The following is a 22,150-nucleotide window of genomic DNA, read 5'->3' as shown; positions in this document are numbered from 1 at the left end:
GTCCTCTCTCAGGCGAGCCCCGCCAGCTTCGCCTGATCGGCGAAGGCGGGGCTGGCGGCGACGACCTCGGCGAAAGTGCCCTGCGCCGCCACCGTCCCGTCCTGCATGAAGAGGATCTGATCCGAATCCATGATCGTGCTCAGGCGGTGTGCCACGGCGATCACGGTGACATCGCCCCTGAGGTCGCGGATGGCTGCGGAGACGTCCGCCTCGGTCTTGGTGTCCAGGGCGCTGGTCGCTTCATCGAGGACGAGGACCAAGGGATCGCAGTAGAGTGCGCGCGCGATGCCCAGCCGCTGACGCTGTCCGCCCGATAGCGTGAGCCCCCGCTCCCCCACACGCGCCTGGAGACCGTCGGCACGCTGCTCGATCACGCTCCAGAGCTGTGCGCGACGAGCGGCATCCTCGACACGCACGAGGTCGACGTCATCACCCCAGGTGAGCGCGATGTTCTGCGCGATCGTGCCATCGAACAAGGTGACTTCCTGAGGCACATACCCCACGTGGGATCGCCATGCCTCGAGCACGTCCTCGAGAGGCTTGTCGTCGATCGTGATCGATCCCTCGGTGGGGGTCAGCAGCCCCAGGAGCAGGTCGACCAGGGTCGATTTGCCGGCGCCGGACGCACCGGCGATCCCGACGGTCGTCCCGATCGGGATGCGGATGCCCACATCGCGGACCGCTGCCACGTCGCTGCCCGGGAACGTGAACCCAACTCCGGATAGCTGGAGGAGCCGCGGTGCCCCCGGCAAGGGTTCTTTACCCAGCTGTTCGCGGTCTGCAAGGAACTTCTTCGACGCCTCCACGTCGGCGATGACGGCGTCCACGTAGGGGGTCGACGTGATCGTTCGGGTGATGACGGACTGGAAGCCCGTGAGGGAAGGCACGAGACGGAAGCCGGCGATACCGAACAGCGCCACCGCGGAGATCGCCTGATCGATTCCGCCGAGGAGGAAGGCAGCTCCTCCGACGATCACGAAACCGCCGATGATCGCAGCGTCGAAGATGAAGCGAGGAACCGCCGAAAGGAATCCTGCGTTCGCGCGAGCCCGCGCGGTGCGCTGCCGGTTCACGCGGATCACCTCGCTCACTTCATCCGCCTTGCCCCGGAGCGTGATCTCTTTCAGCGATGCCACCATCCCGGAGATCAGCGTGGCCACACGAAGAGACGAATTGCGCGCTACACGGGCCGCCTGGCGGGTCTTCCCGCTCAGGACGAGGTATTGGAGGACGGCGATCCCACCGAGATAGACGATCGTGACGAGGGCCGTCACCGGCTGGGCGACGACGATCACTGTCACCACGCCCACCGAAGTCACGATGAGGCCTGGGAGCGTGGTGGCGGGGAGGAGGAACCCGGCGATCACGCTGGCGATGCCGGTGTCAGACATCTGCACGATCTGGGCGCTGTTTCGCGAGATCCGATCCGTCCATGATGAGCGGATGTAGGCGCCGAACAGCTCTTGACCGACAGCGAGCTCGTAGGAGGCGAACCGTCGCGTCGCGATCCACTGCAGCCACACGTTCGCCGCAGACTTGGCCACGACGATCACCGCGAGCACCAGAATGAGCCAGAGAACCTGATCAGCCTGAACCGTGCCGATGAGGGGGAGGACGATGTCGGTTCTCGTCACGCTGGCGGCGAGGGTGAGCGCGAGCAGCATCAGCGCGACGACGTCGACCAGAGCCAGGACAGAGGTCACCACGGCGAAGATCCCGAGGAACTTCTTCGCCGACGACGGGAGGAAAGGAAGAAGACGGCGAAGCGTCCGGACGAGCTGGATCATGACTCAGATGACGACGGCATCACCGCTGCGTGCGGAGCTTAGAGCAGCCTCCACGACAGTCAGCGTCCGCAGTCCCTGCTCCATGGTGACGACGTCGGTCTGCTGCCCGAGCACGGCATCGCGGAAGGCCTCATGCTCGACGCGCAGCGGCTCGCGCTTGGCGAACGCGTAGCGCGTGACGTCTCCTTCGGAGACCCCGCGGAAGGAGGACACGGATTCCCATTCGAGGGGGATCGTGCCGTTGGCGTAGAAGGTGAGGTCGCCGGTGGAGGTGTCGGCGACGAAGGCGCCCTTCTCCCCCGTGACGACCGTGACGCGCTCCTTCATCGGGCTCAGCCAGTTGACGATGTTGTTCACGATCACGCCGTTGGCCGTCCGGCCGGTGATCGTGATCATGTCCTCGTGCTCGCGACCGCTCTTGAACGCGGTCTGGGCGAACACCCGCTCGTAATCGCTCTGCACGACCCAGGCCGTGAGGTCGACGTCGTGCGAGGCGAGGTCCTTCGCCACGCCGACGTCGGCGATCCGCGACGGGAACGGACCCTGCCGGCGGGTGACCACCTGGTACACGGCGCCGAGCTCGCCGGCTTCGATCCGGCGACGCAGCTCCTGCACGGCGGGGTTGAAGCGCTCGATATGCCCGACCGCCCCGACCAGTCCGGCCGCAGCGAAGGCGTCAACCATGCGCTGGCCGGCGTCGACCGTGTGCGCGATCGGCTTCTCGACCAGGGTGTGCACGCCGGCGGCCGCGAGCTTGAGCGCCGCGTCCTCGTGGAATCGCGTGGGAACGGCGACCACGGCGATATCGATGCCTGCGCCGATGAGCGCGTCGATGTCGGGCAGGATCTCCAGGTCGCCGGCGACGCCGTGCGGGTCGCCACCGGGGTCGGCGATCGCGACGAGCTCCACACCGTCGAGCTCGCGGAGCACGCGGGCGTGGTGGCGGCCCATCATCCCGACGCCGAGGAGGCCGGCGCGCAGGTCCGCCATCAGGCACCCGCCTTCGCGACGGCGTTCACCGCGGCGACGATGCGCTCGAGGTCGTCCTGGCTGAGTGACGGGTGCACCGGCAGCGAGGCGACCTCGCGCGCCGCACGCTCGGTCTCCGGAAGGTCGAGCCCGGGAGCGAAGTGCGCGAGCGACGGGAGCCGGTGGTTCGGGATCGGGTAGTACACGCCGGCGCCGACGTTGTGCTCGCTCTTCAGCGCGGCCACGAAGCCGTCCCGGTCCTCGGGGACGCGGATCGTGTACTGGTGGTACACGTGCACGGCACCATCGGCGACCGGCGGGACGACGACGCCCTGCAGGTTCGCATCGAGGAAGGCCGCGTTCTGCTGACGGGTCTTCGTCCAGCCGTCCACCTTGGTCAGCTGCACACGACCGATCGCGGCGTGGATGTCGGTCATCCGGGCGTTGAAGCCCACGATCTCGTTCTCGTACTGCCGCTCCATGCCCTGGTTGCGCAGCAGCTTGACCTGACGGGCGATCTCGTCGGTCGCCGTGGTCACCATGCCGCCCTCGCCGCTGGTCATATTCTTCGTCGGGTAGAGGCTGAACATGGCGAACTCGCCGAACGAGCCGACCGGGCGGCCGTCGAGCGACGCGCCGTGCGCCTGCGCCGCGTCTTCGTACAGGGCGACGCCGCGCTCGGCGGCCAGCGCCTCGAGCTCGCGCATGCGGGCCGGGTGTCCGTAGAGGTGCACGGGGAGGATGCCCTTGGTCTTCGGCGTGATCGCGGCGGCGACCGCCTCGGGGTCCAGGGAGAACGTGTCCGGCTCGATGTCGACGAAGACCGGGGTGCCCCCGGTGAGCGCCACCGAGTTGCCGGTCGCGGCGAACGTGAAGGACGGCACGATGACCTCGTCGCCGGGGCCGACGCCCGCGGCGAGCAGACCGAGGTGCAGGCCTGCGGTGCCGGAGTTGACCGCCACCGACGGGCGGCCGGGCACGAAGTGCGCCGAGAACTCCTGCTCGAAGGCGGCGACCTCGGGGCCCTGCGCGACCATGCCGCTGCGGAGGACGCGATCGACGGCTTCGCGCTCTTCGTCGCCGATGAGGGGCTTGGCGGGGGGAATGAACTCGCTCACACGGTCTCCTTGGTCAGTGTTCCGTCGGTCTCGATGAAGCGCGCCCCGGTCGCGGGGCACACCCAGGTGTGATCGTCGTCGCCGCGGGTGAGCGGGACACCCGCCTCGCCGACCCAGCCGATGCGCCGGGCCGGGACGCCGGCGACGAGGGCGTGCGCCGGGACGTCCTTGACGACCACGGCGCCGGCCGCGACCGTCGCCCAGGCGCCGATCGTCACCGGGGCGACGCAGGTGGCACGGGCGCCGATCGACGCGCCGCGCTCGATGGTGACCCCGACCGGCTCCCAGTCGTGGGCGCTCTTCAGGCTCCCGTCGGCGTTGATCGCGCGGGGGTAGGTGTCGTTGGTGAGCACGACGGCGGGGCCGATGAACACGCCGTCGCCGAGCTTGGCGGGCTCGTAGACGAGGGCGTAGTTCTGCACCTTGCAGTTGTCGCCCATCTCCACACCGGTACCGATGTACGCACCGCGACCCACGATGCAGTTCTCGCCGAGGCGGGCCTGTTCGCGGACCTGGGCGAGGTGCCAGATGGAGGATCCGTCGCCGATGACGGCGTCGGCGGACACATCGGCGGAATCGACGATCCGCACGCGGGAGGTTTCAGTCACGGGGCTCCTTGCACGCTGCGCGATGAGGCAGCACTGACGAGATTCTACTTGCCGTTGCTCCGCGAACCTCGACGCGCGCCGCGAACGACCTCCGCGGCGCGGGCGCCGACGGTGGTGAGCGAGGCGTTGTCCACCGCCCACGCGGCCCGAGCCTCCCGGATGCGCTCGGTCTCCCCCGACGCCCACTCGCCGAGCAGCCGCCGCATGGCCGCCGCCACCTCCTCCGGGTCGAATCCGACGGCTTCGCCGAGTCCGCCCGCACGCACGACCTCGCCGCCGGTCTCCGCGCCCGTGAAGAGCACGGGGGTCCCGACCGCGGCCGCCGCATACGTCTTGGTCGGTCGGGCGAAGTCGTAGCCGATCCCGGGGACGATGCTCACCAGCGCCCCGACGGCTCCACGGATCCACGAGGCCGAGGTCGCGGGGCCGACGAGTCCTCCGAAGTGCACCCGGCCCGGTGCGAGCCGTGCAGCGAGTTCCTTCAGCTCTGCCTCCACGGCTCCCTGTCCGAAGAACCGGAGCTCGACGTCCTCATCCGGGAGCAGAGCGAGCGCACGGATGAAGACGTCGGGTTGCTGCCACTCCGACATCGTGCCGGTGTAGACGAAGTAGGGCCGCTCCGCTTCGTGCGGGACGACGTCGGGACGGAAGACCGCGGTGTCGATCCCGTTGCCCACCGTCACGACACGCTCCGGTCGCCCGCCGATCGCGGCAAGCCGATCGGCGACCTCCGTGGAGACCGCCAGCGACCGTGCCGCGCGGCGCAGGACGAAGCGCTCGACGAACCGCATGACCGCCACCACCGGGCCGGGGGCGTCCATCGAGGCGACCGCGTCGGTCCATACGTCGCCGGGGTAGTAGACCAGCGGGCGTCGAGTGAGGAAGGCGGCGATCGCGGCCGCGAACCCGGTCGTCGGCGGCGCCTCGGCGACGATCACGTCGCTCCGCCGGACCAGCAGCCGGAAGAAGAGGGGCACGTCGAACGACAGGTACGGGACGTACCCGCGGATGGCTCCGCTGCGGTCTCTGAGCACCGGCGCGCGACGCACGACCACGCCAGGGGCATCGGCGATCACCGTGTCCCGCGGCGGCTTCGTGCTCAGGACGGTGACATCCGTGTCGGCGGCCAGCGCGTGGGCGAGCGCCTCCATCCGGAAGCTGGCGGCGGTCACCTCCGGCGTGTAGAGCCGTGTCGCGATGACGGCGCGTCGTCTCCTCGACATCCTGCCCCTGCTGTTCGGTGGACCGGCGCCCGAATCGACACCTGACACAATAGAACCATGTCCTCGAGCGTCCCCGCGCCTTCCCCCGCCGATCCTCGCGCCTGGGTCGTGATCCCCCTCTACAACGAAGCCAGCGTGATCGGCGGCGTGATCGAGAGCCTCAAGCCCCACTTCACCCACATCGTCTGCGTCGACGACGGATCCAGCGACGGCTCGGCGGCGGAAGCCGCCGCGGCGGGGGCGCACCTCGTGCAGCATCCGGTCAATCTCGGTCAGGGGGCAGCCCTGCAGACGGGGATCGACTTCGCTCTGGCACACCCCGAGTGCGATTACATCGTGACCTTCGACGCGGACGGCCAGCACCGAGTGGAGGACGCCCTCGGCATGCTCCAGCTCGCCAGGGACGAAGATGTCGCCATCGTGTTCGGCTCCCGCTTCCTCGACGACCGGACCAACCCCGGATGGATGAAGAAGGTCATCCTGAAGACGGCCGTGTGGGTCACGAACCTCACCACGAGCCTGAAGCTCACCGACGCCCACAACGGGTTGCGCGTGATCCGCCGGGACGCGGCCGAGGGCATCGAGCTCAAGCAGGACCGCATGGCACACGCCACCGAGATCGTGCTCGAATTGGGGCGGACCCGTCTGCCATGGAAGGAGTATCCCGTGGAACTCCTCTACACCGACTACTCGAAGGCGAAGGGCCAGAGCGTGCTGAACTCCGTGAACATCCTCGTCGACCTGGTGGTGCGCTGATCATGTGGATCCAGGTCCTTCTCATCGCCGCGATCGTCATCCTCGCTGTCTTCATGATGCGCCGCACCGGCGCCGACAGCCACCTCGCCATCCGGCGCCTGCTCATGGGGCTCTTCGTCGTCGTCGCCGTGCTCTCCGTGCTGTTCCCGCAGTGGCTCAGCTGGCTCGCTCAACTCGTCGGGGTCGGCCGTGGCACCGACCTCGTTCTGTACGGCCTCATCGTGATGTTCCTCGCCTTCGTGTACTCCCAGTACCGGCGCAACGTCGCTCTGCAGCGTCAGCTCACCCTGCTCGCTCGCAAGATCTCGCTGCTCGAAGCGGAGGAGCACGAGAAGGACGCTAGTCGCAACCCGTGACTTCGTAGAGCGCCGCGTCCCCCACGCGGTCCACTTCGGTGAGGATCGAGGACTCGCCCAGATGGTGCAGACCGTCGTAGGTGGTGTAGTGGTTCTGGAAGAGCACGGTGTCGCCGAAGTCGAGCGCATGCGTGACCCCGAGGTTCTCGATCGCGTCGCAGACGGCCGCGTCCCCCTCCACCAGGGTGCGCGCCAGCAGCGCCGCGTCCGCGCCGTACCGGCCGGTCACGTGCGGGAAGACGACATCATGCCCGGTGTAGGCGAAGAGCAGCCCCGCGCCCGTGAGCGGATCACCGATGACCAGCGCGTCCTCCGGGAGCTCGGTCTCCAGGCGCTCGAACAGAGCTGCCTCGTCGGGAGAGAGTCCTTGGGACGCACTGTCGAAGCGATAGCTGACATCACGCATGTAGCGCAGATCGTTGCGCACGGCGAGCAGATGAGTGGCCGCCAGGACGGCGACGACCGCGATGAGGATGACGGCCGTGACCCGTCGCCCCGCACGCCAGAGCGCACGCAGCCTGTCGACGACGAGCGTCATCCCGAGAGCGGCCAGTGGAAGCCCCCAGATCGCTAGCAGAGCGGCCACCCGAGTCGTGTCGTCGTACCAGATCCCGACGAGAAAGCTGCGCAGGGGCAGCACCGGGAGCCACGCGGAGGCGATGTAGAGCACGACGCTGACGAGGTAGGAGGACAGCACCCACCAGAGGCGCTCTCTGCAGACGCGCCAGATGCCGAGAAGGACCAGGAGGCCCAGGAGGAGTCCGGTGCTGCGCCCCACGGGGCTGAGGAAGATCACCTCCCCCGTGGCTTGCGCGATCGTCTGGGTGGGCAGCCACTCGTGAGTGGTGACGTTCGCCTTGCTCCACAGCGCCACGAAGGCCACAAACGCGACGACGACGCCTGCACCCACGGCCACTCGGGTCGCCGTCCCCCCGCGACGAGCGACCTCCCACGCGCGCCACAGGGCGAAGGGGAGCAGGAGCACCAGGCCCCCCAGGAGCGCAGACGGATGCCCGAGACCGGTTCCCGCGGCAACGGCGAGAGCGACGAGGATGCGCAGAGTCCGCTCGGGCCAGGAGACTGCCGGCGCGAACGCGAGGAGCACGGCCGCGATCAGGATCGGAATCAGCACTGTGCCGATCAGGTTCGGATAGAGAACGCCCCAGTTGAGGAATCCCAGCGGGAAGACGCTGAAGGCGAAGCCGACCAGCGGAGCCCAGATCGCCGCGTCGGGACGCGAGGGGAAGACGACTCTCGTCACAGCGGCGAGGGCGACGGGCCAGATGAGAGCGATGACGGCGATGGTCACGACGTTGGTCGCGGCCACGACGTCTCCCGCGACGGGGAGCACCAGACTCGTGAGGGCGTGCCACAGCGTCGGATAGAACGATGTGCTGTGGCCGGGGAGCACCATCGTCATGTGGAGGGGCGACGCATCCCCCGTGGCCGCGACGAACTCGACAGCATTCAGGTGGAACAGACCGTCGTAGAGCTGCGAGGGGTCGTCCGGGCTTCCGATGCCGACCATGAGGATGACGACCCACCCGATGAAGGCCGCTGCGATCGCGAGCCACACACCGAGGCCCGTCCGGACATGAGCGATGACTGCCGAGCGGCGACCGAACAGACGCAGTATCGCCGCCACTGCCCAGACCACGGCGCTGACGATCCCGACCGGAAGCAGGCTCCAGCGCATTCCGAGGAGAGGAGCGACAAGCGACGACGCGGCCACGATGCCCAGAGACACGCCGATCGAGGCACCGAGACGAACGACGGCCGAGACGCCGCGGAGCATGAGGCCGGCAGGAAGTCCGGGGATCACGAGCAGAGCGAGCGCAGTCACCAGCGCCGGCGTCTGCGCCAGCCAGGCGCTCACGCGTCCACCAGGGCGATGGCGCCCTCGATATCTCCGTCGTAGACGACCTGCCCCTTGCTGATGACGACACCGCGGGTGCACAGCTCCCGCACCATCTCCATGTCGTGGCTGACCACCACCAACGTCTTCCCTGCTGCGATGAGCTCTTCGAACTTCAGACGACACTTCTCTCGGAAGGGTGCGTCGCCGACGGACAGGATCTCATCGACCAGCAGCACATCCAGTTCGACATGGATCGCGACGGAGAAGGCCAGCCGCATGAACATGCCCGACGAGTAGTGCTTGACCTCCTGGTCGATGAACTGCTCGATCTCGCTGAACGCGACGATCTCGTCGTATCTCGCCTCGATCTCGTGCTTCTTCATCCCGAGGATCGCCGCGTTGAGGAACACGTTCTCCCGCCCCGAGAGCTCCGGGTGGAAACCGGCGCCGACCTCGATGAGGCCGGCGACCCGTCCTCGGGTGAGCACCTCGCCCTCATCAGGTTCCATGACACCGGAGATGAGCTTGAGCAGGGTCGACTTCCCTGACCCGTTGAAACCGAGGATGGCCACCGATTGGCCCTCGTCGATCACGAGGTCCACACCCTTGAGGGCTTCGAATGCGCTCGTGAGCTTGCGCCGCTTGATCCAGGACACCACCGTGTCCTTCAGGGAGAACGCGTGGTTGAGCGTGAAACGTTTGCGGGCGCCGTCGACGATGATGCTCGGGCGCTGCGTGGTCTGCATTGTCATAGATCCTGGGCGAACCTTCCCTCGAGCCGACGGAAGACCGCCTGGCCGATCAGGAGCGTTGCGGCGGCGATGAGGAACGCGAAGAGGGTGTTCCACGCGAGTCCGGGGGGCAGGGAGGCCATCGTCTCCCCCGTCGCCGTCACGACGCCCTCTGTCACGGGGCGCCAGAATGCGTAGTGGAACAACTCCACCGCCTGGGTGATGGGGTTCAGGAGATAGATCTCGACGATCCACTGCGGCCATCCCAGTGTGTTCACGACGGCGTCTTGCACCTGAGTCCAGCTGTAAAGCACCGGCGATGCCCAGGTCGCGAGGAGGAGGAAGAGCTCGACGATGTTCTCGGCGTCACGGTACCGGACGTTGAGCGCGCCGAAGAGCAGTCCGAGTCCGAGGCTGAAGACCATCACGATCACCACGGCCGCGACCATCGCGAGGAGACCCAAGACGGAGATCTGAGTCAGCCAGCCGAGGAAAAGGCACACCACTAGCAGGAGAGCCATCTGCGGCAGGAAATGGACGAGCGCCACGATCGTCGCAGAGACGGCGAAGAGCTGTCGGGGCAGGAACACCTTTCGCACCAGCGGCGCGTTGCCGACGATCGAGGTGGTCGCGTTCTTGAAGGCCTCGGAGAACAGGTTGATGACGATGATCCCCGAGAACAGATACACCGCATAGTTCGGGATGCCACGGTCGAGGCTGAGAAACAGACCCAGGACGACCCAGAAGACGAGGAATTGCGCCCCGGGCCGGACATACGACCATGTCCACCCAAGGACCGAGTTGCGATAGCGGGTCGTGACGCCGGTCCGGACGAGCAGACGCAGCAGGTACCGCCAGCGCACCACGTCGATCAGCCCACGACTCTTTCCGGGGGTGTCGAACTGGTTGCGCGGGACGGCAGCGAAAAGATCTCGGGTTACGGTCACAGGCCCACTCATTCAGGACGCGGCGACGGATACCGCCGCGGAACGAAGCAATTCTAGGTCAGACACGCTGAAAGCCCCCTCCAGCGACGCGCGTCCTGGCGTCGAACCTCACTTCGCGGTTCGATCCGCGAGCCAGCGCCTATACGTCTCGACCGCTCCGGGCGCCCAGATGTCCGGGTCAGCCTCCCCGAGGCGGGCCTCGTCGTCCGTGAGTCCCCGCAGGCGTTCCACGGCCTCCTCGACTCCGCGGATCCGCGTACCAAAGGCGTCCCCGATGACGGTCTCTGCGAATGCGCTGTCGCGAGCGATCACAAGGCAGCCGAAAGCGCGCGCCTCGAACAGCACGGTGCTCGCCTCCCCGACCACCACGGCGGTGGTCTTCAGAGACTCATACACGTCCGGGGTGACGTCGATCTCGATCCCGGGATCCGCCGCGATGCTCGGGTAACGCTGTTCGACGCCGCTGCGCTCGCCGGGATGCGGTCGGAAAGCCACCTCCCACTCGCGATCCAGGGAAGCGCGCAGTGTCGTCACGAAAGCGTCGCTCGCGGCCGGGTCGCTGCGCGATGACACCACGAGGATCCGCTTCGGGCGTTGTGCAGGCGCTGAAGCGACCTGTCGTTCGAGGTGGGGCTTGCCTATCGCGGTCACCGCTCCAGGGTGACGGACGGACCGCGACCAGTAGTCACCGAAGGTGAGCAATTCGTCCGGGATCGCACGAGCCAACGAGGGGTGCGCGAAGACCCGACCGAAGTTGTAGGCGGCGTGCGAAGGACCGATCCAGCCGTGCTGCGGTTCCACGACGTACGCGCCTGCGTCCTTCATCAGCCCAACGGACTCGCCGTTGTACGTGTACGAGCCGTTGTCGTAGAAGACGACACGCGGACGCACGCGGTCCAGCATGCGCTCGAGCTCGGCGAGCTGGAACGGACGGAGCCGGGCATCGCGCATGGCACGTGCCCCGATGGCGGCGAAGGCGTCCGCGGGCCGGCCTAGTCGCTGAGCGAAGTCCGAGAGAAGCGTCATCGCGCTGGAGACGGTGGAGGCCGGGACGGGATTGCCCCGCTCGCGCCACCGCGCGCGAGCCACGGAAGCCTCCATGCTCAGGGTCGGCCGGAACGAGGGCGATCCGAGGGGCGACGGGAGGGGGCGGAGCTGAACGACGACCGCTCCGGGGGTGGCTTCGGCGAAGTCGTCGACGAGCCAGTTGCGAGCCCGGTTCGCCTCGGCAGCGAGGGTGGCACCCGACACGTAGAAGAGGACGTCGTGCGGGCGTGCCCGCCGGACGGCGTCCCAACGGCTCGGCAGGAACCCGCGGAGCACCCGCCGCGCTTCGGCACGTCGTGACCACGTGGATGCAGAGGTCACCGCGACGCTGCCGGTGTCCTGCTCGGCGAGTGCCCACGCGATCTGCACTCGCACCTGCGCCCAGAAGGGCACCGTGGATCCAGGCAGCACCTCGAGCAGACTGTCCGGCATTGCGTCCTCGAGATCGAGCAGGGCGCGGACAGCCGGAGAGGTGCGCACATCCATGTCGCGAGCGTCCTGACTCACAGGTCGCTCCTCTGACCCATGAGCCATTCCACGATACGGAAATCGAACTCGCTGTCGACGTCGATCGAACGCTCAGCCGGCATCTCGAAGAGAATCGTCGACGGGAAGAAGACGACCTGATCGTCCAGGAGGGACGACCGGCGCCACACGTAGATGGAGCCATTCATATCGAAACAGCGGGGCGCGTCCTGGCGGCGCAGCACGGCGTCGTCCGGGGTCTTGCTCACCGCGACGGTGCCGTCCGGCTGCTCCTCGACGAGATTGAAGTACGGATTGCGGCGCGCTTCGGCACCGGTGATCAGCGACTCGGGCCGTGCACTCTCGAACAGCGCGACCGCGTCGCGGATGTCATCGATCGTCCGCAAGGGGCTGGTGGCGTCGAGGTCGACGCAGACGTCGTACTGGGCCCCGGTGCGCTCCTCTGTGGTGCGCACGGCGTGTGCGATCGCCGGGACCTTCCCCGCCGTATCCGTCGCCATCTCCGCAGGCCGGCGGACCACGCCCGTCGCACCGAAGGCCGGCGCCTGAGCGAGGATCTCCTCCGAATCGCTGGAGACGACGATCTCGTCGAAGAGACCGGTCGCCACCGCCTGCGCGACGGAGTGGCCGAAGAGAGGCCGACCGGCGACGACACGCAAGTTCTTCCCCGGGACACCCTTCGATCCCGCTCGCACCGTGATCGTGCAAATCCTCATCGGCCGTTCCGTTCCCACGCCTGCCTGGCGCGCTCGAGATCCTCTGGGCGTCCGACATCGATCCACTCCTCATGGATCTCGAACGCTCCGACCCGCTGTCCGCCGTCCATCAGGCGCGCCAACAGGCTGGGCATGTCGCAGTACTCGTCCTCCCCGAGCGCCTCCAGGGCGTCGGGTTCCAGGACGTAGATGCCCGCACTCACCAACTCGCTGTGATACGGCTTCTCCGCGAGTTCGACGACGCTGTCGCCGTCGCGACGGATCACGCCGTAGGGGATCTCGAAGCCGTACTCCCGGGCGCCGATGGTCGCGGCGGCTCCGAGGGAGCGATGGAAGGAGAGCATGCGCCGGAGATCCACCTGTGTGAGCAGATCCGAGTTCATCACCACGAACGGAGTGCCCATGCGTCCCCGAAGCTGCGCGAGCGCGCCAGCGGTGCCGAGCGGAGCGGGCTCGTGGAGGAAGCTGATCTCGAGGCCGTGGGCCGTCCCGTCACCGAGGTGCTCTTCGATCAGATGTCCGAGGTGATTCACCGAAACGTAGACGCGTCGGAACCCCTGGCTGCGCAACCGTCCCAGGATGATGTCGATCATCGGCGTCTCACCGAGCGGCACGAGGGGCTTGGGGATGTCCTTGGTGAGCGGATACAGCCGCTGCCCTCGACCGCCTGCCATCAAGACGGCGGGGATGTCGAGCGGTGTCCCGATGCGCTCGTTCTCACCGACGATGTCGATCATGTGCCCTCGCGAGTCCACGACCGCGACGACACGGATACCTCGTTGCGCCTTGAGCGCGGCGATGTCGTCCTGCGTTGCATGCGGGCCCACCGTCGCCGGGGTGCGGTTCATGACCGTCGCCACGGCGTCGCCCAGCTCGGAGCCGGCGATGAGACCGCGGCGGACATCGCCGTCGCTCAACGCACCGATCAACCGACCGTCGGCATCCTCCACGAAGACCATCTGCAACGCCCCCCGGTCGATCCGCTCGAGAGCCGTCCGGATGCTGACGTCGGGCGAGACGACGAGCATAGGTCGATCAACCGTCACGGGACACCCTCCTGTCGGTGATAGGGCGGGCCGGGACACCGACGACCGTCGTCCACGCAGGCACGTCGCGGATCACCACGGCTCCCGCCCCAACCACACATCCCGACCCTACCGTGACCCCTTCGATGATCCGTGAGCCGAGCCCGACATGGACGCCGTCGCCGATCCGCACCCCGCCTGCGACGACGGCTCCCGGCGCGATATGGCTATGGTCTCCGACCACGGAGTCATGCTCGACCACCGCCCCGGAGTTCACCACCGCCCCGGCGCCGATGACCGCCCCGGTGTTGACAACGGCGCCGGCGAAGAGCTGCGCGCCGGGCGACACGGTCGCGGCGGCGTCCACCATCGCGCGGGGGTGAACGACGCTCTCGACTCGGAACCCGAGCGAGACCGCCAGCTCGTGCAGACGAGCACGGGCGGCTACCGGACCGAGACCGTTGAGGACCGCCACATCGTCCGGGTCGAAGGAAGCCAGCACACTGTCGTCACCTAGGTAGGGCACACCGAGTGAGCGTTCCGGAGCGAAGGGTGCGAGTGCGCCTCTGACGACTGCCTCCCCGCCGCGCAGCGCAGCGAGGACGGACCGGGCGTGGCCGCCTGCTCCGAGCAGCAGGAGGTCATGCATCGATGAGATCACCACGCGTGTAGGACCGTGTCGCCGACGTCCCGACGACCTCCCAGAAATCGAAGGAGGTCCGACCGGATGCCGGACGGAAGCAGGCGACGTCGTCTTCACCGATCACTTCACCCGCCGCAAGGTCCCGCACCGCCACGAGGCTGCGTCGGACGACCGCCCGGTTGCCCTCCTCCACCGGCTGGCACCGCTTCTCTGCGGATCCGAGCATGACCGGCACTCGGCGAACGTCAGCCACATAATCGCGGAGCCCATCGGGGTCCAGGGAGGCGGCGTGATCCGGCCCCTCGGCGGCGACGTCGAAGGTGAAGTGCTTCTCCAGCACGGTCGCCCCCATCCCCACGGCGAGGACCGAGGCGAGCGACCCCAGGGAGTGATCGGAATAGCCCACTCGATGCCCGAACTCGCCGGCGATCGTCTGCATCGCTCGCAGATTGAGGTGGGAGTCGGCCGCCGGATACTCGGTCGTGCAGTGCAGGATCGTGACATGCGCGGCGAAATCCCGGACCTCGTCGCGGCGTCGCCACGCCTCGTCCAAGACGTCGGGCGTCAGCCGTGCCCCGCGCTCCAGCGTGCCGTCATGCTGCTGAAGCCCCGCGGCGAGGAAGCGCAAAGCACGGTCGATCTCCGCGAGGTCTGCCATTCCCGTGGACAGGATGACAGGCAATCCGGTGCGGCCGGCGGCGACGAGGAGCGGAGCGAAGGTGAGGTCCCCGGAGGCGATCTTGACGAGCGGGATCCGCAGCTCGTCGACGAGGAAGTCCAGCCCCTGCAGGTCGAAAGCAGTGGAGAGGAACTGGATGCCACGCTCCGCGCAGCGGTTTCGCAGACGTCGGAACTCGTCATGCGTCAGTTCGAGCCGCCGCAGCAGGTCGTGTTGCGATCGATGATCGTCATCGGACGTGCGCTGGTAGTCGGCGAGTCCCGCCGACTCGAGCGCAAGATCGTCGGCGGAGAACGTCTGGAACTTCACCGCATCGGCACCGGAGGACGCGGCGAGATCGACGAGTTCCTCCGCCGTCTCGATCGATCCGTTGTGGTTCACGCCGGCCTCGGCGATCACGAATACGGGTGCGGTCATGAGGTCGACTCCTTCGGAAGGTCATGGAAAGTCTTTCGCGGCGGATGCGGGAGCGCACTCTCACGCAGCACCGCCGCCGCACGCAGCGCGAATCCTGGACGCCCGAAGATCGCCGCCTCCGCAGCTCCGGACCGGCCCCGCAGAGCGGAGCGGAGCGCGGCGGCGATGGCCTCCCTGTGCGGCTCCGGCGTGGCAGTACTCGGAGACAGCGGGCGTCCCTTCTGCCGATCGCCGACCAGAACCGAAGGGATCCCGAGAACAGGGGCCTCGAGCACCGTGCTGGAGGAGTTGCCGGCGACCACCGAGGCGGCCGCCATGGCGCTGAGGTATCCGCGCTGGCCGAACGATTCCACGAAATCCACGCGGTCGCCGTTCTCCGCGACGAACGCAGCGATGAGGGCGCGGACATCGGAGGTTCCGATGTCCGAGTTCGAACCTGTGAGCACGATGTGGAGCCCGTCCACCGCGAGGAGGCCCGCGAGCAGCTCCTCGACGAGCTGGTCCGGCGGCGCGACATCCATCACCGCCGGATGAAAGGTGACCAGGGCGGTCGGCTGGGGCAGCCGGATCCCGAACTCCTTCTCCACGTCCGACGGCGACTGCAGGTCCATACCGGCGAGCGCATCGACGATCGGCGCTCCGAGGAAGTACACGCGCTGCGGGTCCTCACCCAGTTGGATGACCCGGTGCCGATGCTCCTCGGTCGAGGCGAAATGGAGGTACGACATCTTCGTGATGGAGTGACGGAGAGCCTCGTCCATCGCACCCTCGGTCACCTCACCCCCGTGGATGTGGGCAACCGGCACCGAGAGGATCGTCGCGGCCGTGGCAGCGGCGAAGGCCTCCAACCGGTCGCCGAGGACGACCAGCACGTCCGGTGCAAGCGCGGTAAGCGCCTGGGCGAACGCCGGCAGTGCGGCGCCGACGTCGGCGGCCACCGCGGCCCGGGTGTCGTCTCCGGACCAGATCGGCACGGAGGACGCGATCCGGAATCCATCTCTCTCGATCTCACGCTCGGTTCGTCCGAAGTCGTCACGGAGATGCGTACCCGTGACGAGGAGCTGCAACTCCAGCTCAGGATCCTGGACGATCTGCCGCAGCAGTCCGCGCAACAACCCGTAGTCTGCGCGGGTTCCGGTCAGGACGGCTACCTTCCTCATGCGTCAGCCAGTGCCGGGGAGCTGGGGATGCAGACGACACTCGCGTGCAGAGCCTCTGCCACCGGGAAGCCACCGTGCGGCAGATTCCGGTAGGGGGCCTGGTGCGGGAGCAGGTTCCAGAAGGGACGGCACTGCAGCCCGGCAGCGTTCGTCGCCTCCAGCACATCGTCGCGGGTTCCAGCCCCGTCATCGAGGCGGATCGCGCAGAGCCAGTAGTTGCTGCTCGTGCCGGGTGGCTCCTCGAGGAAGGTGACGCCGTCGAGCTCCGCGAACACCGCGCTGTACTGCGCGGCCAGCCGACGCTTGGCATCGACGAAAGCCGGGAGACGTTCGAGCTGAGCGACGCCGAGGGCGGCGTTGAGGTTGGGCATCCGATAGTTGAAAGCGACCTCGTCATGCTCGAACTCCCACCGGTGCGGCTGCTTGGCCGTCGTGGTGAGGTGCTTCGCTCTGTGGGCGAGCTCGTCGTCGTCGGTGAGGATCATCCCGCCGCCGCCTGTGGTGAGGATCTTGTTCCCGTTGAAACTCAAGATTCCCAGCCGACCGAACGTGCCGGTGTGCTTCTCCCCGACGCGGCTTCCCAGCGATTCCGCCGCGTCCTCCACGACCGGCACTCCGTACTCGTCCGCCAGGGCGACGAGCTCGCCGATGCGCATCGGATGTCCGAGAGTGTGCATCGGAACGATCGCGCCGATCCGATTGCCGGTGACGGGGTTGAGAAGCCCCTCAGAGCTGGTCCGCGCACTGCGGAGCACCGCCGCCACCGCCTCGACCGAAAGCCCGAGCGTTCCCTCGTCGCTATCGAGGAAGTACGGCTGACCACCGGCATGCATGACGGCGTTGGCCGTGGCGATGAAGGACAAGGCCGGGACGAGCACGTCGTCTCCGCGACGCACGCCCGCCAGTTGCAGCGCGACCTGCAGCGCTGAAGTCCCGTTGGACACGGCGATGCCGTGCGCCGCCCCTGTGTAGTCGGCGACCGCGCCTTCGAACTCTCCCACGAACCGTCCCACGCTGGACACGTAGGTCGAGTCGAGGCACTCCATCACTCGCCGCTTCTCCACATCGGTGATGTCGGGAATGTGCAGACCGACGAATTCGTCGTCGCCGACGACCTCGCGCAACCGGTGGACGATCTCTGTGGCGGCACTCATACGATGTAGGCGTCAGTGCGGTATCGAGCGAGATTCGCCGGGTCGGTGAACCACTCCGCCGTCACACGCAGGCCTTCACGGAAGCCCTCCGTGCCGTCGTAGTGCGGAGTCCAGCCGAGGAGCTCCCTCGCCTTCGCGTTGTTCGAGAACAACCGCTCCACCTCGGAGTTCGCCGGACGCAGGCGCGCCGGGTCTTCCGTAGCCACCGCGTCCACGCCCATGACCTCGGCGATGAGGTCGAAAGTCTCACCGATGGAGACTTCGAACCCGACGCCGAGGTTGACGACCTCGCCGACAGCCGCCGTCGTGGTGAGCGCCGCTGTGAATCCAGACACCGTGTCGGGCACGAACGTGAAGTCCCTCGTCGGGGTCAGCGCGCCGAGCTGTACTTCACGCTTGCCCGCGGCGAGTTGGCTGATGATCGTGGGGATCACCGCGCGGGCGGACTGCCGCGGACCGAACGTGTTGAAGGGGCGGATGGTCACTGCAGGCAGCCCGAAGGAGGCGTGGTACGCGTTCACCATCTGATCCGCGGCGATCTTGGACGCCGAGTACGGCGACTGGCCCTGCAACGGATGGCCTTCATCCATCGGCACGTACCGTGCGGTGCCGTAGACCTCGCTCGTCGACGTGTGGATGAAGCGGCTCACGCCGGCGGCACGCGCGGCGTTGAGCAGATTGAGCGTGCCCTGGATGTTGGTCTGGACGTAGAGGTCCGGCGCCGCGTACGAGTACGGGATCGCGATGAGCGCGGCGAGGTGGAGCACCGCGTCACGGTCCCGGACCGCCGACATCATCAGCGCCGGATCGCGGATATCACCGGGAAGGAACTCGATCTCCGCGGCCACCTCGGGGGTGAGCCCGTCGAGCCATCCGCGCGAGTCGAACGAGTTGTACAGGACGAGTGCCCGCACCTCATGTCCGTCCCTGACGAGCTGCTCCGCCAGGTGCGATCCGATGAATCCGTCAGCTCCTGTGAGCAGTACCTTCATATCGCCAGTCTATCGGACCGCCTCCTCCTCACCTGGTGAAAGACAGCGTGCCGTTCGCGAAGGTCTGCGTGCAGGTGGTCGCCGTGCAGGTCTCCGGGCCGGTCGGCCATCCGAGGTCTCCGCGAATCCATCCTCGAGCGCTGTAGAGCTTCATCATCGCCGTGGAGGTCGCGAACGTGCCGCGATCCGAAGAATGGATCCATCCGCCGGTGAAGGCCTGCCCGAAGCCGTTGCCGTTGGGGTCCGAGATGGCCTGCAGGTGAGACGAGGCGTAGCCGAGCGAACTCTTCGCACCGCCCATGGATGTATAGAGGTTCTGGATCGCCGCGTTCTTGTTCGTGAGGAACACGTCGTCGTTCGTTCCCGTGAGGCGGATGGTGCCACCGACGAAAGCCTGTTGGCAGACGTCCCCCGCGCACGTCTCCGCGCCCGCCGGCCACCCGAGCGCGCCCCGGAGCCAGCCGGCGCCGCTGTAGGCATCCATCACCGCCGTGGACGACGTGAACGTGCCCGCCGCGGACGAGTGGATCCAGCCACCCGTGAACTTCTGGGCGAAGCCGTTGCCGTTCTTGTCGGTCACAGTCTGGAGCGCAGCCAGTGGATGGCCCATCGGTCCGTCGGCACCGCCGGCGGCCTGGTACGCCTTCTGGATCGCCGCGTTCTGATTGGTCAGGATCGCGACCGCAGGCGAGCCCGACTCATAACGGATCGATCCACCCATGAACGGTTGCCCGCACGAACCGTTCACGCACGTCTCCGGACCGATCGGCCAGCCCAACGGGCCGCGGAGCCAGCCGGCAGCGCTGTACGCCTTCATGACCGTTGCGGAGGATGAGAAGGACCCGTGTGAAGACGAGTGGATCCAGCCGCCGGCGAACTTCTGCGAGAGACCGTTCCCGTTCTTGTCGGTCACGGCTGTCTCCGCACCGGTCGGCCATCCGAGGGATCCGCGCAGCCACCCCGCGGCGCTGTACGCCGACATGATCGCCGAGGATGAAGCGAACGATCCGGCCGCCGAGGAATGCACCCATCCACCGGCGAACTGCTGGGCAAGCCCATTGCCGTTCGGGTCCGTCACGGACTTCTCCTCCGCGATGGGCCACCCGAGCGGTCCGCGCAGCCACCCTGCCGCGCTGTACCCTGCCATGACGGTCGCCGAGGACGAGAAGGTCCCCTTCGCCGACGAGTGGATCCATCCCTTGGCGAACTTCTGCGCGTCGCCGTTGCCCTGGGGGTCCGTGACGTGCTGCACCAGAGCCACAGGAGCCCCGATCCACCCTGTCGCGCCGCCGATGGCATCGTGCAGACTACGGATCGCCGCGGTCACCTTGGCCCCGTCCGAACCAGCGCTCGGGACCGTCAGGGTACCCTTCGCGAAGGTCTGTGAGCACCCGAGATCGGAGCACCTCTCCGCCCCGGTGGGCCAACCCAGGTTTCCGCGGATCCACCCTGCGGCCGAGTACAGCGACATGATCGCCGTCGAGCTGGCAAAGGTCCCCCGAGCACTCGAGTGAATCCACCCACCTGCGAACTGCTGAGCGAATCCGTTGCCGTTCTTGTCCGTCACCGTCTGGACCGACTTCAGCGGGTACCCCAGCGGGCCGTTCACGCCGCCGGTGGCGTCGTACACCGTCTTGATCGCGGAGTTGGTGACGCTCGCCGCGGGGCCTGCCGCCCCACCCTTCGTGTACTGCAGCGCGCCACGCTGGAACGGCTGCGTGCAGACGTCCCCCGAGCACTTCTCCGGCCCCGTGGGCCAGCCGAATGAGCCACGGACCCAGCCAGCCTTGCTGTACGCCGTCATGATCGTCGTCGACGAGGCGAATGTCCCGGCTGCGGAGGAATGGATCCACCCCCCGTCGAAGCGCTGCGCCGTGCCGTTGCCATTCGGATCGACCACGGTCTGCGTGGCCGCCGCGGCGTAACCCAGCGCGCCCGTCGATCCACCTTGCGCGGTGTAGACGGTGAGGATGTTCGAGTCATCGACGGGTGGAACGACGTAGGCAGGCTTCCCGGTGTCGTACCGGATCACTCCGCCGGCGAAGGTCTGCAGGCATCGTCCCGACGCACAGCTTTCCGCACCCGTCGGCCAGCCGAGGGTGCCGCGCAACCATCCGGCCGCACTGTAAGCCGTCATGACCGTCGACGACGACGCGAACGTCCCCTTGCTCGAGGAATGGATCCATCCCTTGTCGAACTGCTGGGAGATGCCGTTCCCGTTCGGATCCGTGACCGCCTTGGGAGTCACGGCCGGATAGCCGAGCTTGCCACCGAGACCGCCCTGGGCGGCATACGCGGTGTAGACGTCGCCGTACACCGTCAGCGCTCCGAGAGCACGCGTCCAGGTGATGAGCCCCTTCGCATAGTTCCAGGTACACCGGGTCGTCGAAGCCGTGCAGGACGGCTTGGCACCGGCCGCACCCAAGACCCCACCGGCGCCGCCGAGCTTCGTGTAGAGCTGATTGATCGCGAACAGGGGATCCACGGCCTGCGTGGATCCGAACCAATCTGTGAAGTAGTTGTAGAAGTTCCGGTTGCCGTAGGACGAGCAGCTGTTTCCGCTGCCGTAACCCGCCTTGAGCGCCGCCGAGTTCGGCTGGTAGGGGGTGTAGTAGTAGAGCGCCGAGGTCGCCTTGTTCGCGATCCGGACAGGCGCCGAGCCGCACGAGGAGTTCGGATGCCAGAGGATGTTCCACGTCCGTCCCGGCGCGTACCACTGGAACCACTTGCCTTCCATGTAGATCTGCATCTGGCGCGCCGCGCCGTAGATCTGGTGGAAGAACCCGATGTAGTTCGGATCGCACGGCGCCGTGTCCGGGCAGCCCTGCCCGAGTGCGATGCGGTACCGCCAGGCGCTCGGCCAGGTGTGGGTCACGAGCCCCTGCTCCTTCTGGAGCATGACGATGAGAACCTGGGGGTTGATGTCGCAGGCCTGAGCCACGCGGTAGATGATGCGCGCTGCCGACTCGTTCGCCGCGCCCGAGTATCCGCTGCAGTACTGGTCACCGGGACGGGTGACGGTATCCATCCGGAAGTCCTTGAGGCACACGATCGCCTCGTTGTTCTCATCACGCCCACCGAGGCACCGCGAGACCTTGCTGTTGAAGAAGGTCTGAATCTGCGCCTCGGTCATGGTGCCCGAGTTCGTGAAGGTGGCGTCGCTGATGATGTTGCCGGGGGTGAACCCGACGAGGGACGTCTTGGCCAGCCCCGTCTGCGCGGGATCGACGGCGGTGCGCGCGATGGTCGGTGCGACCGAGGTCGCGGCGGAGGCGGCGGTGGCGGGGACCACCGTGCCGATCACCAGAGCGGAGGCAGCGAGGAAACAGGTGAGAAGGCGGGTGACCTTCGTGGTGTTTCGAGAGCGTGGGGCACGTCGAGACATGTGACCAGTGTGACGGAAGTTGCGGGATGATGCCACTGTTGCCACGGAAACGCGATCAGCTCCCGGCGTGTCGCGTGGATGCGAAGCTGGCGT

The 22,150-nt window shown here is 67.5% G+C and carries 19 protein-coding genes; 2 read left to right on the top strand and 17 right to left on the bottom strand.

From position 1 onward, the window contains the following. Positions 1 to 8: 8 nt before the first annotated feature. The 5 genes from WFJ36_RS01925 to WFJ36_RS01905 are packed head-to-tail and all read right to left on the bottom strand — an operon-like array spanning position 9 to position 5,705. On the bottom strand, positions 9 to 1,787 hold the full coding sequence (locus WFJ36_RS01925; protein ID WP_071328264.1) for an ABC transporter ATP-binding protein: 1,779 nt from the start codon (positions 1,785 to 1,787) through the stop codon (positions 9 to 11). A gap of 3 nt (positions 1,788 to 1,790) precedes the next feature. Continuing rightward, on the bottom strand, positions 1,791 to 2,777 hold the full coding sequence (locus WFJ36_RS01920) for a Gfo/Idh/MocA family protein (RefSeq protein ID WP_292788057.1): 987 nt from the start codon (positions 2,775 to 2,777) through the stop codon (positions 1,791 to 1,793). Further along, on the bottom strand, positions 2,777 to 3,874 hold the full coding sequence (locus WFJ36_RS01915) for a DegT/DnrJ/EryC1/StrS family aminotransferase (protein ID WP_071328262.1): 1,098 nt from the start codon (positions 3,872 to 3,874) through the stop codon (positions 2,777 to 2,779). Before WFJ36_RS01915 ends, WFJ36_RS01920 begins: the two co-directional genes overlap by 1 nt. Continuing rightward, positions 3,871 to 4,482: an acyltransferase gene (locus WFJ36_RS01910; protein ID WP_256209397.1), complete on the bottom strand. Its 612-nt coding sequence runs from the start codon at positions 4,480 to 4,482 to the stop codon at positions 3,871 to 3,873. The genes WFJ36_RS01915 and WFJ36_RS01910 overlap by 4 nt, the downstream gene beginning before the upstream one ends. Before the next feature lie 44 nt (positions 4,483 to 4,526). Continuing rightward, the gene (locus WFJ36_RS01905) at positions 4,527 to 5,705 is read right to left on the bottom strand and encodes a glycosyltransferase family 4 protein (RefSeq protein ID WP_071328261.1); all 1,179 of its coding nucleotides are present in this window, start codon (positions 5,703 to 5,705) and stop codon (positions 4,527 to 4,529) included. Between the two features lie 57 nt (positions 5,706 to 5,762). On the opposite strand from WFJ36_RS01905, the gene WFJ36_RS01900 reads away from it, so the two are divergent. Together WFJ36_RS01900 and WFJ36_RS01895 are read left to right on the top strand one after the other, a co-directional pair. After that, entirely contained in the window at positions 5,763 to 6,461 is a 699-nt protein-coding gene (locus tag WFJ36_RS01900; RefSeq protein ID WP_071328260.1) for a glycosyltransferase family 2 protein, read from the top strand. Positions 6,462 to 6,463: 2 nt separating this feature from the next. Further along, positions 6,464 to 6,817, top strand: coding sequence for a DUF2304 domain-containing protein (locus WFJ36_RS01895; RefSeq protein WP_071328259.1), 354 nt, complete (start codon positions 6,464 to 6,466; stop codon positions 6,815 to 6,817). Here WFJ36_RS01895 and WFJ36_RS01890 read toward each other — a convergent pair. From WFJ36_RS01890 to WFJ36_RS01835, 12 genes are all read right to left on the bottom strand, one after another. Further along, positions 6,801 to 8,693, bottom strand: coding sequence for a DUF6541 family protein (locus WFJ36_RS01890; protein WP_292788052.1), 1,893 nt, complete (start codon positions 8,691 to 8,693; stop codon positions 6,801 to 6,803). The genes WFJ36_RS01895 and WFJ36_RS01890 overlap by 17 nt on opposite strands. After that, the gene (locus tag WFJ36_RS01885) at positions 8,690 to 9,427 is read right to left on the bottom strand and encodes an ABC transporter ATP-binding protein (RefSeq protein ID WP_071328257.1); all 738 of its coding nucleotides are present in this window, start codon (positions 9,425 to 9,427) and stop codon (positions 8,690 to 8,692) included. The genes WFJ36_RS01890 and WFJ36_RS01885 overlap by 4 nt, the downstream gene beginning before the upstream one ends. Then, positions 9,424 to 10,353 carry an ABC transporter permease gene (locus WFJ36_RS01880; protein WP_256209396.1) on the bottom strand — a complete coding sequence of 310 codons (930 nt, stop codon included), beginning with the start codon at positions 10,351 to 10,353 and terminating at the stop codon, positions 9,424 to 9,426. Before WFJ36_RS01880 ends, WFJ36_RS01885 begins: the two co-directional genes overlap by 4 nt. A gap of 108 nt (positions 10,354 to 10,461) precedes the next feature. Then, positions 10,462 to 11,907 carry a hypothetical protein gene (locus WFJ36_RS01875; protein ID WP_336642537.1) on the bottom strand — a complete coding sequence of 482 codons (1,446 nt, stop codon included), beginning with the start codon at positions 11,905 to 11,907 and terminating at the stop codon, positions 10,462 to 10,464. Further along, on the bottom strand, positions 11,904 to 12,602 hold the full coding sequence (locus WFJ36_RS01870) for an acylneuraminate cytidylyltransferase family protein (protein ID WP_071328254.1): 699 nt from the start codon (positions 12,600 to 12,602) through the stop codon (positions 11,904 to 11,906). Before WFJ36_RS01870 ends, WFJ36_RS01875 begins: the two co-directional genes overlap by 4 nt. Continuing rightward, the gene (locus WFJ36_RS01865; RefSeq protein ID WP_336642536.1) at positions 12,599 to 13,630 is read right to left on the bottom strand and encodes a nucleotidyltransferase family protein; all 1,032 of its coding nucleotides are present in this window, start codon (positions 13,628 to 13,630) and stop codon (positions 12,599 to 12,601) included. Before WFJ36_RS01865 ends, WFJ36_RS01870 begins: the two co-directional genes overlap by 4 nt. A 7-nt stretch (positions 13,631 to 13,637) precedes the next feature. Next, positions 13,638 to 14,276 carry an acetyltransferase gene (locus tag WFJ36_RS01860; protein ID WP_071328252.1) on the bottom strand — a complete coding sequence of 213 codons (639 nt, stop codon included), beginning with the start codon at positions 14,274 to 14,276 and terminating at the stop codon, positions 13,638 to 13,640. Continuing rightward, on the bottom strand, positions 14,269 to 15,366 hold the full coding sequence (locus WFJ36_RS01855) for an N-acetylneuraminate synthase family protein (protein WP_292788046.1): 1,098 nt from the start codon (positions 15,364 to 15,366) through the stop codon (positions 14,269 to 14,271). The genes WFJ36_RS01860 and WFJ36_RS01855 overlap by 8 nt, the downstream gene beginning before the upstream one ends. Beyond that, positions 15,363 to 16,526 (bottom strand): UDP-N-acetylglucosamine 2-epimerase, encoded by a 1,164-nt coding sequence (gene neuC / locus WFJ36_RS01850; protein ID WP_336642535.1) that lies wholly within the window; start codon positions 16,524 to 16,526, stop codon positions 15,363 to 15,365. The genes WFJ36_RS01855 and neuC overlap by 4 nt, the downstream gene beginning before the upstream one ends. Next, positions 16,523 to 17,680 (bottom strand): LegC family aminotransferase, encoded by a 1,158-nt coding sequence (locus WFJ36_RS01845; RefSeq protein ID WP_071328249.1) that lies wholly within the window; start codon positions 17,678 to 17,680, stop codon positions 16,523 to 16,525. Before WFJ36_RS01845 ends, neuC begins: the two co-directional genes overlap by 4 nt. Then, entirely contained in the window at positions 17,677 to 18,672 is a 996-nt protein-coding gene (locus WFJ36_RS01840; RefSeq protein WP_071328248.1) for a GDP-mannose 4,6-dehydratase, read from the bottom strand. The genes WFJ36_RS01845 and WFJ36_RS01840 overlap by 4 nt, the downstream gene beginning before the upstream one ends. 28 nt (positions 18,673 to 18,700) lie before the next feature. After that, on the bottom strand, positions 18,701 to 22,057 hold the full coding sequence (locus WFJ36_RS01835) for an LGFP repeat-containing protein (protein WP_336642534.1): 3,357 nt from the start codon (positions 22,055 to 22,057) through the stop codon (positions 18,701 to 18,703). Between the last annotated feature and the right edge of the window lie 93 nt (positions 22,058 to 22,150).

Source organism: Microbacterium sp. MMO-113, from assembly GCF_037148555.1.
Classification (GTDB): Bacteria; Actinomycetota; Actinomycetes; order Actinomycetales; family Microbacteriaceae; genus Microbacterium.
The sequence above is the reverse complement of the archived record's forward strand: the minus strand, read 5'-3'. Positions and strand labels throughout refer to the sequence as shown.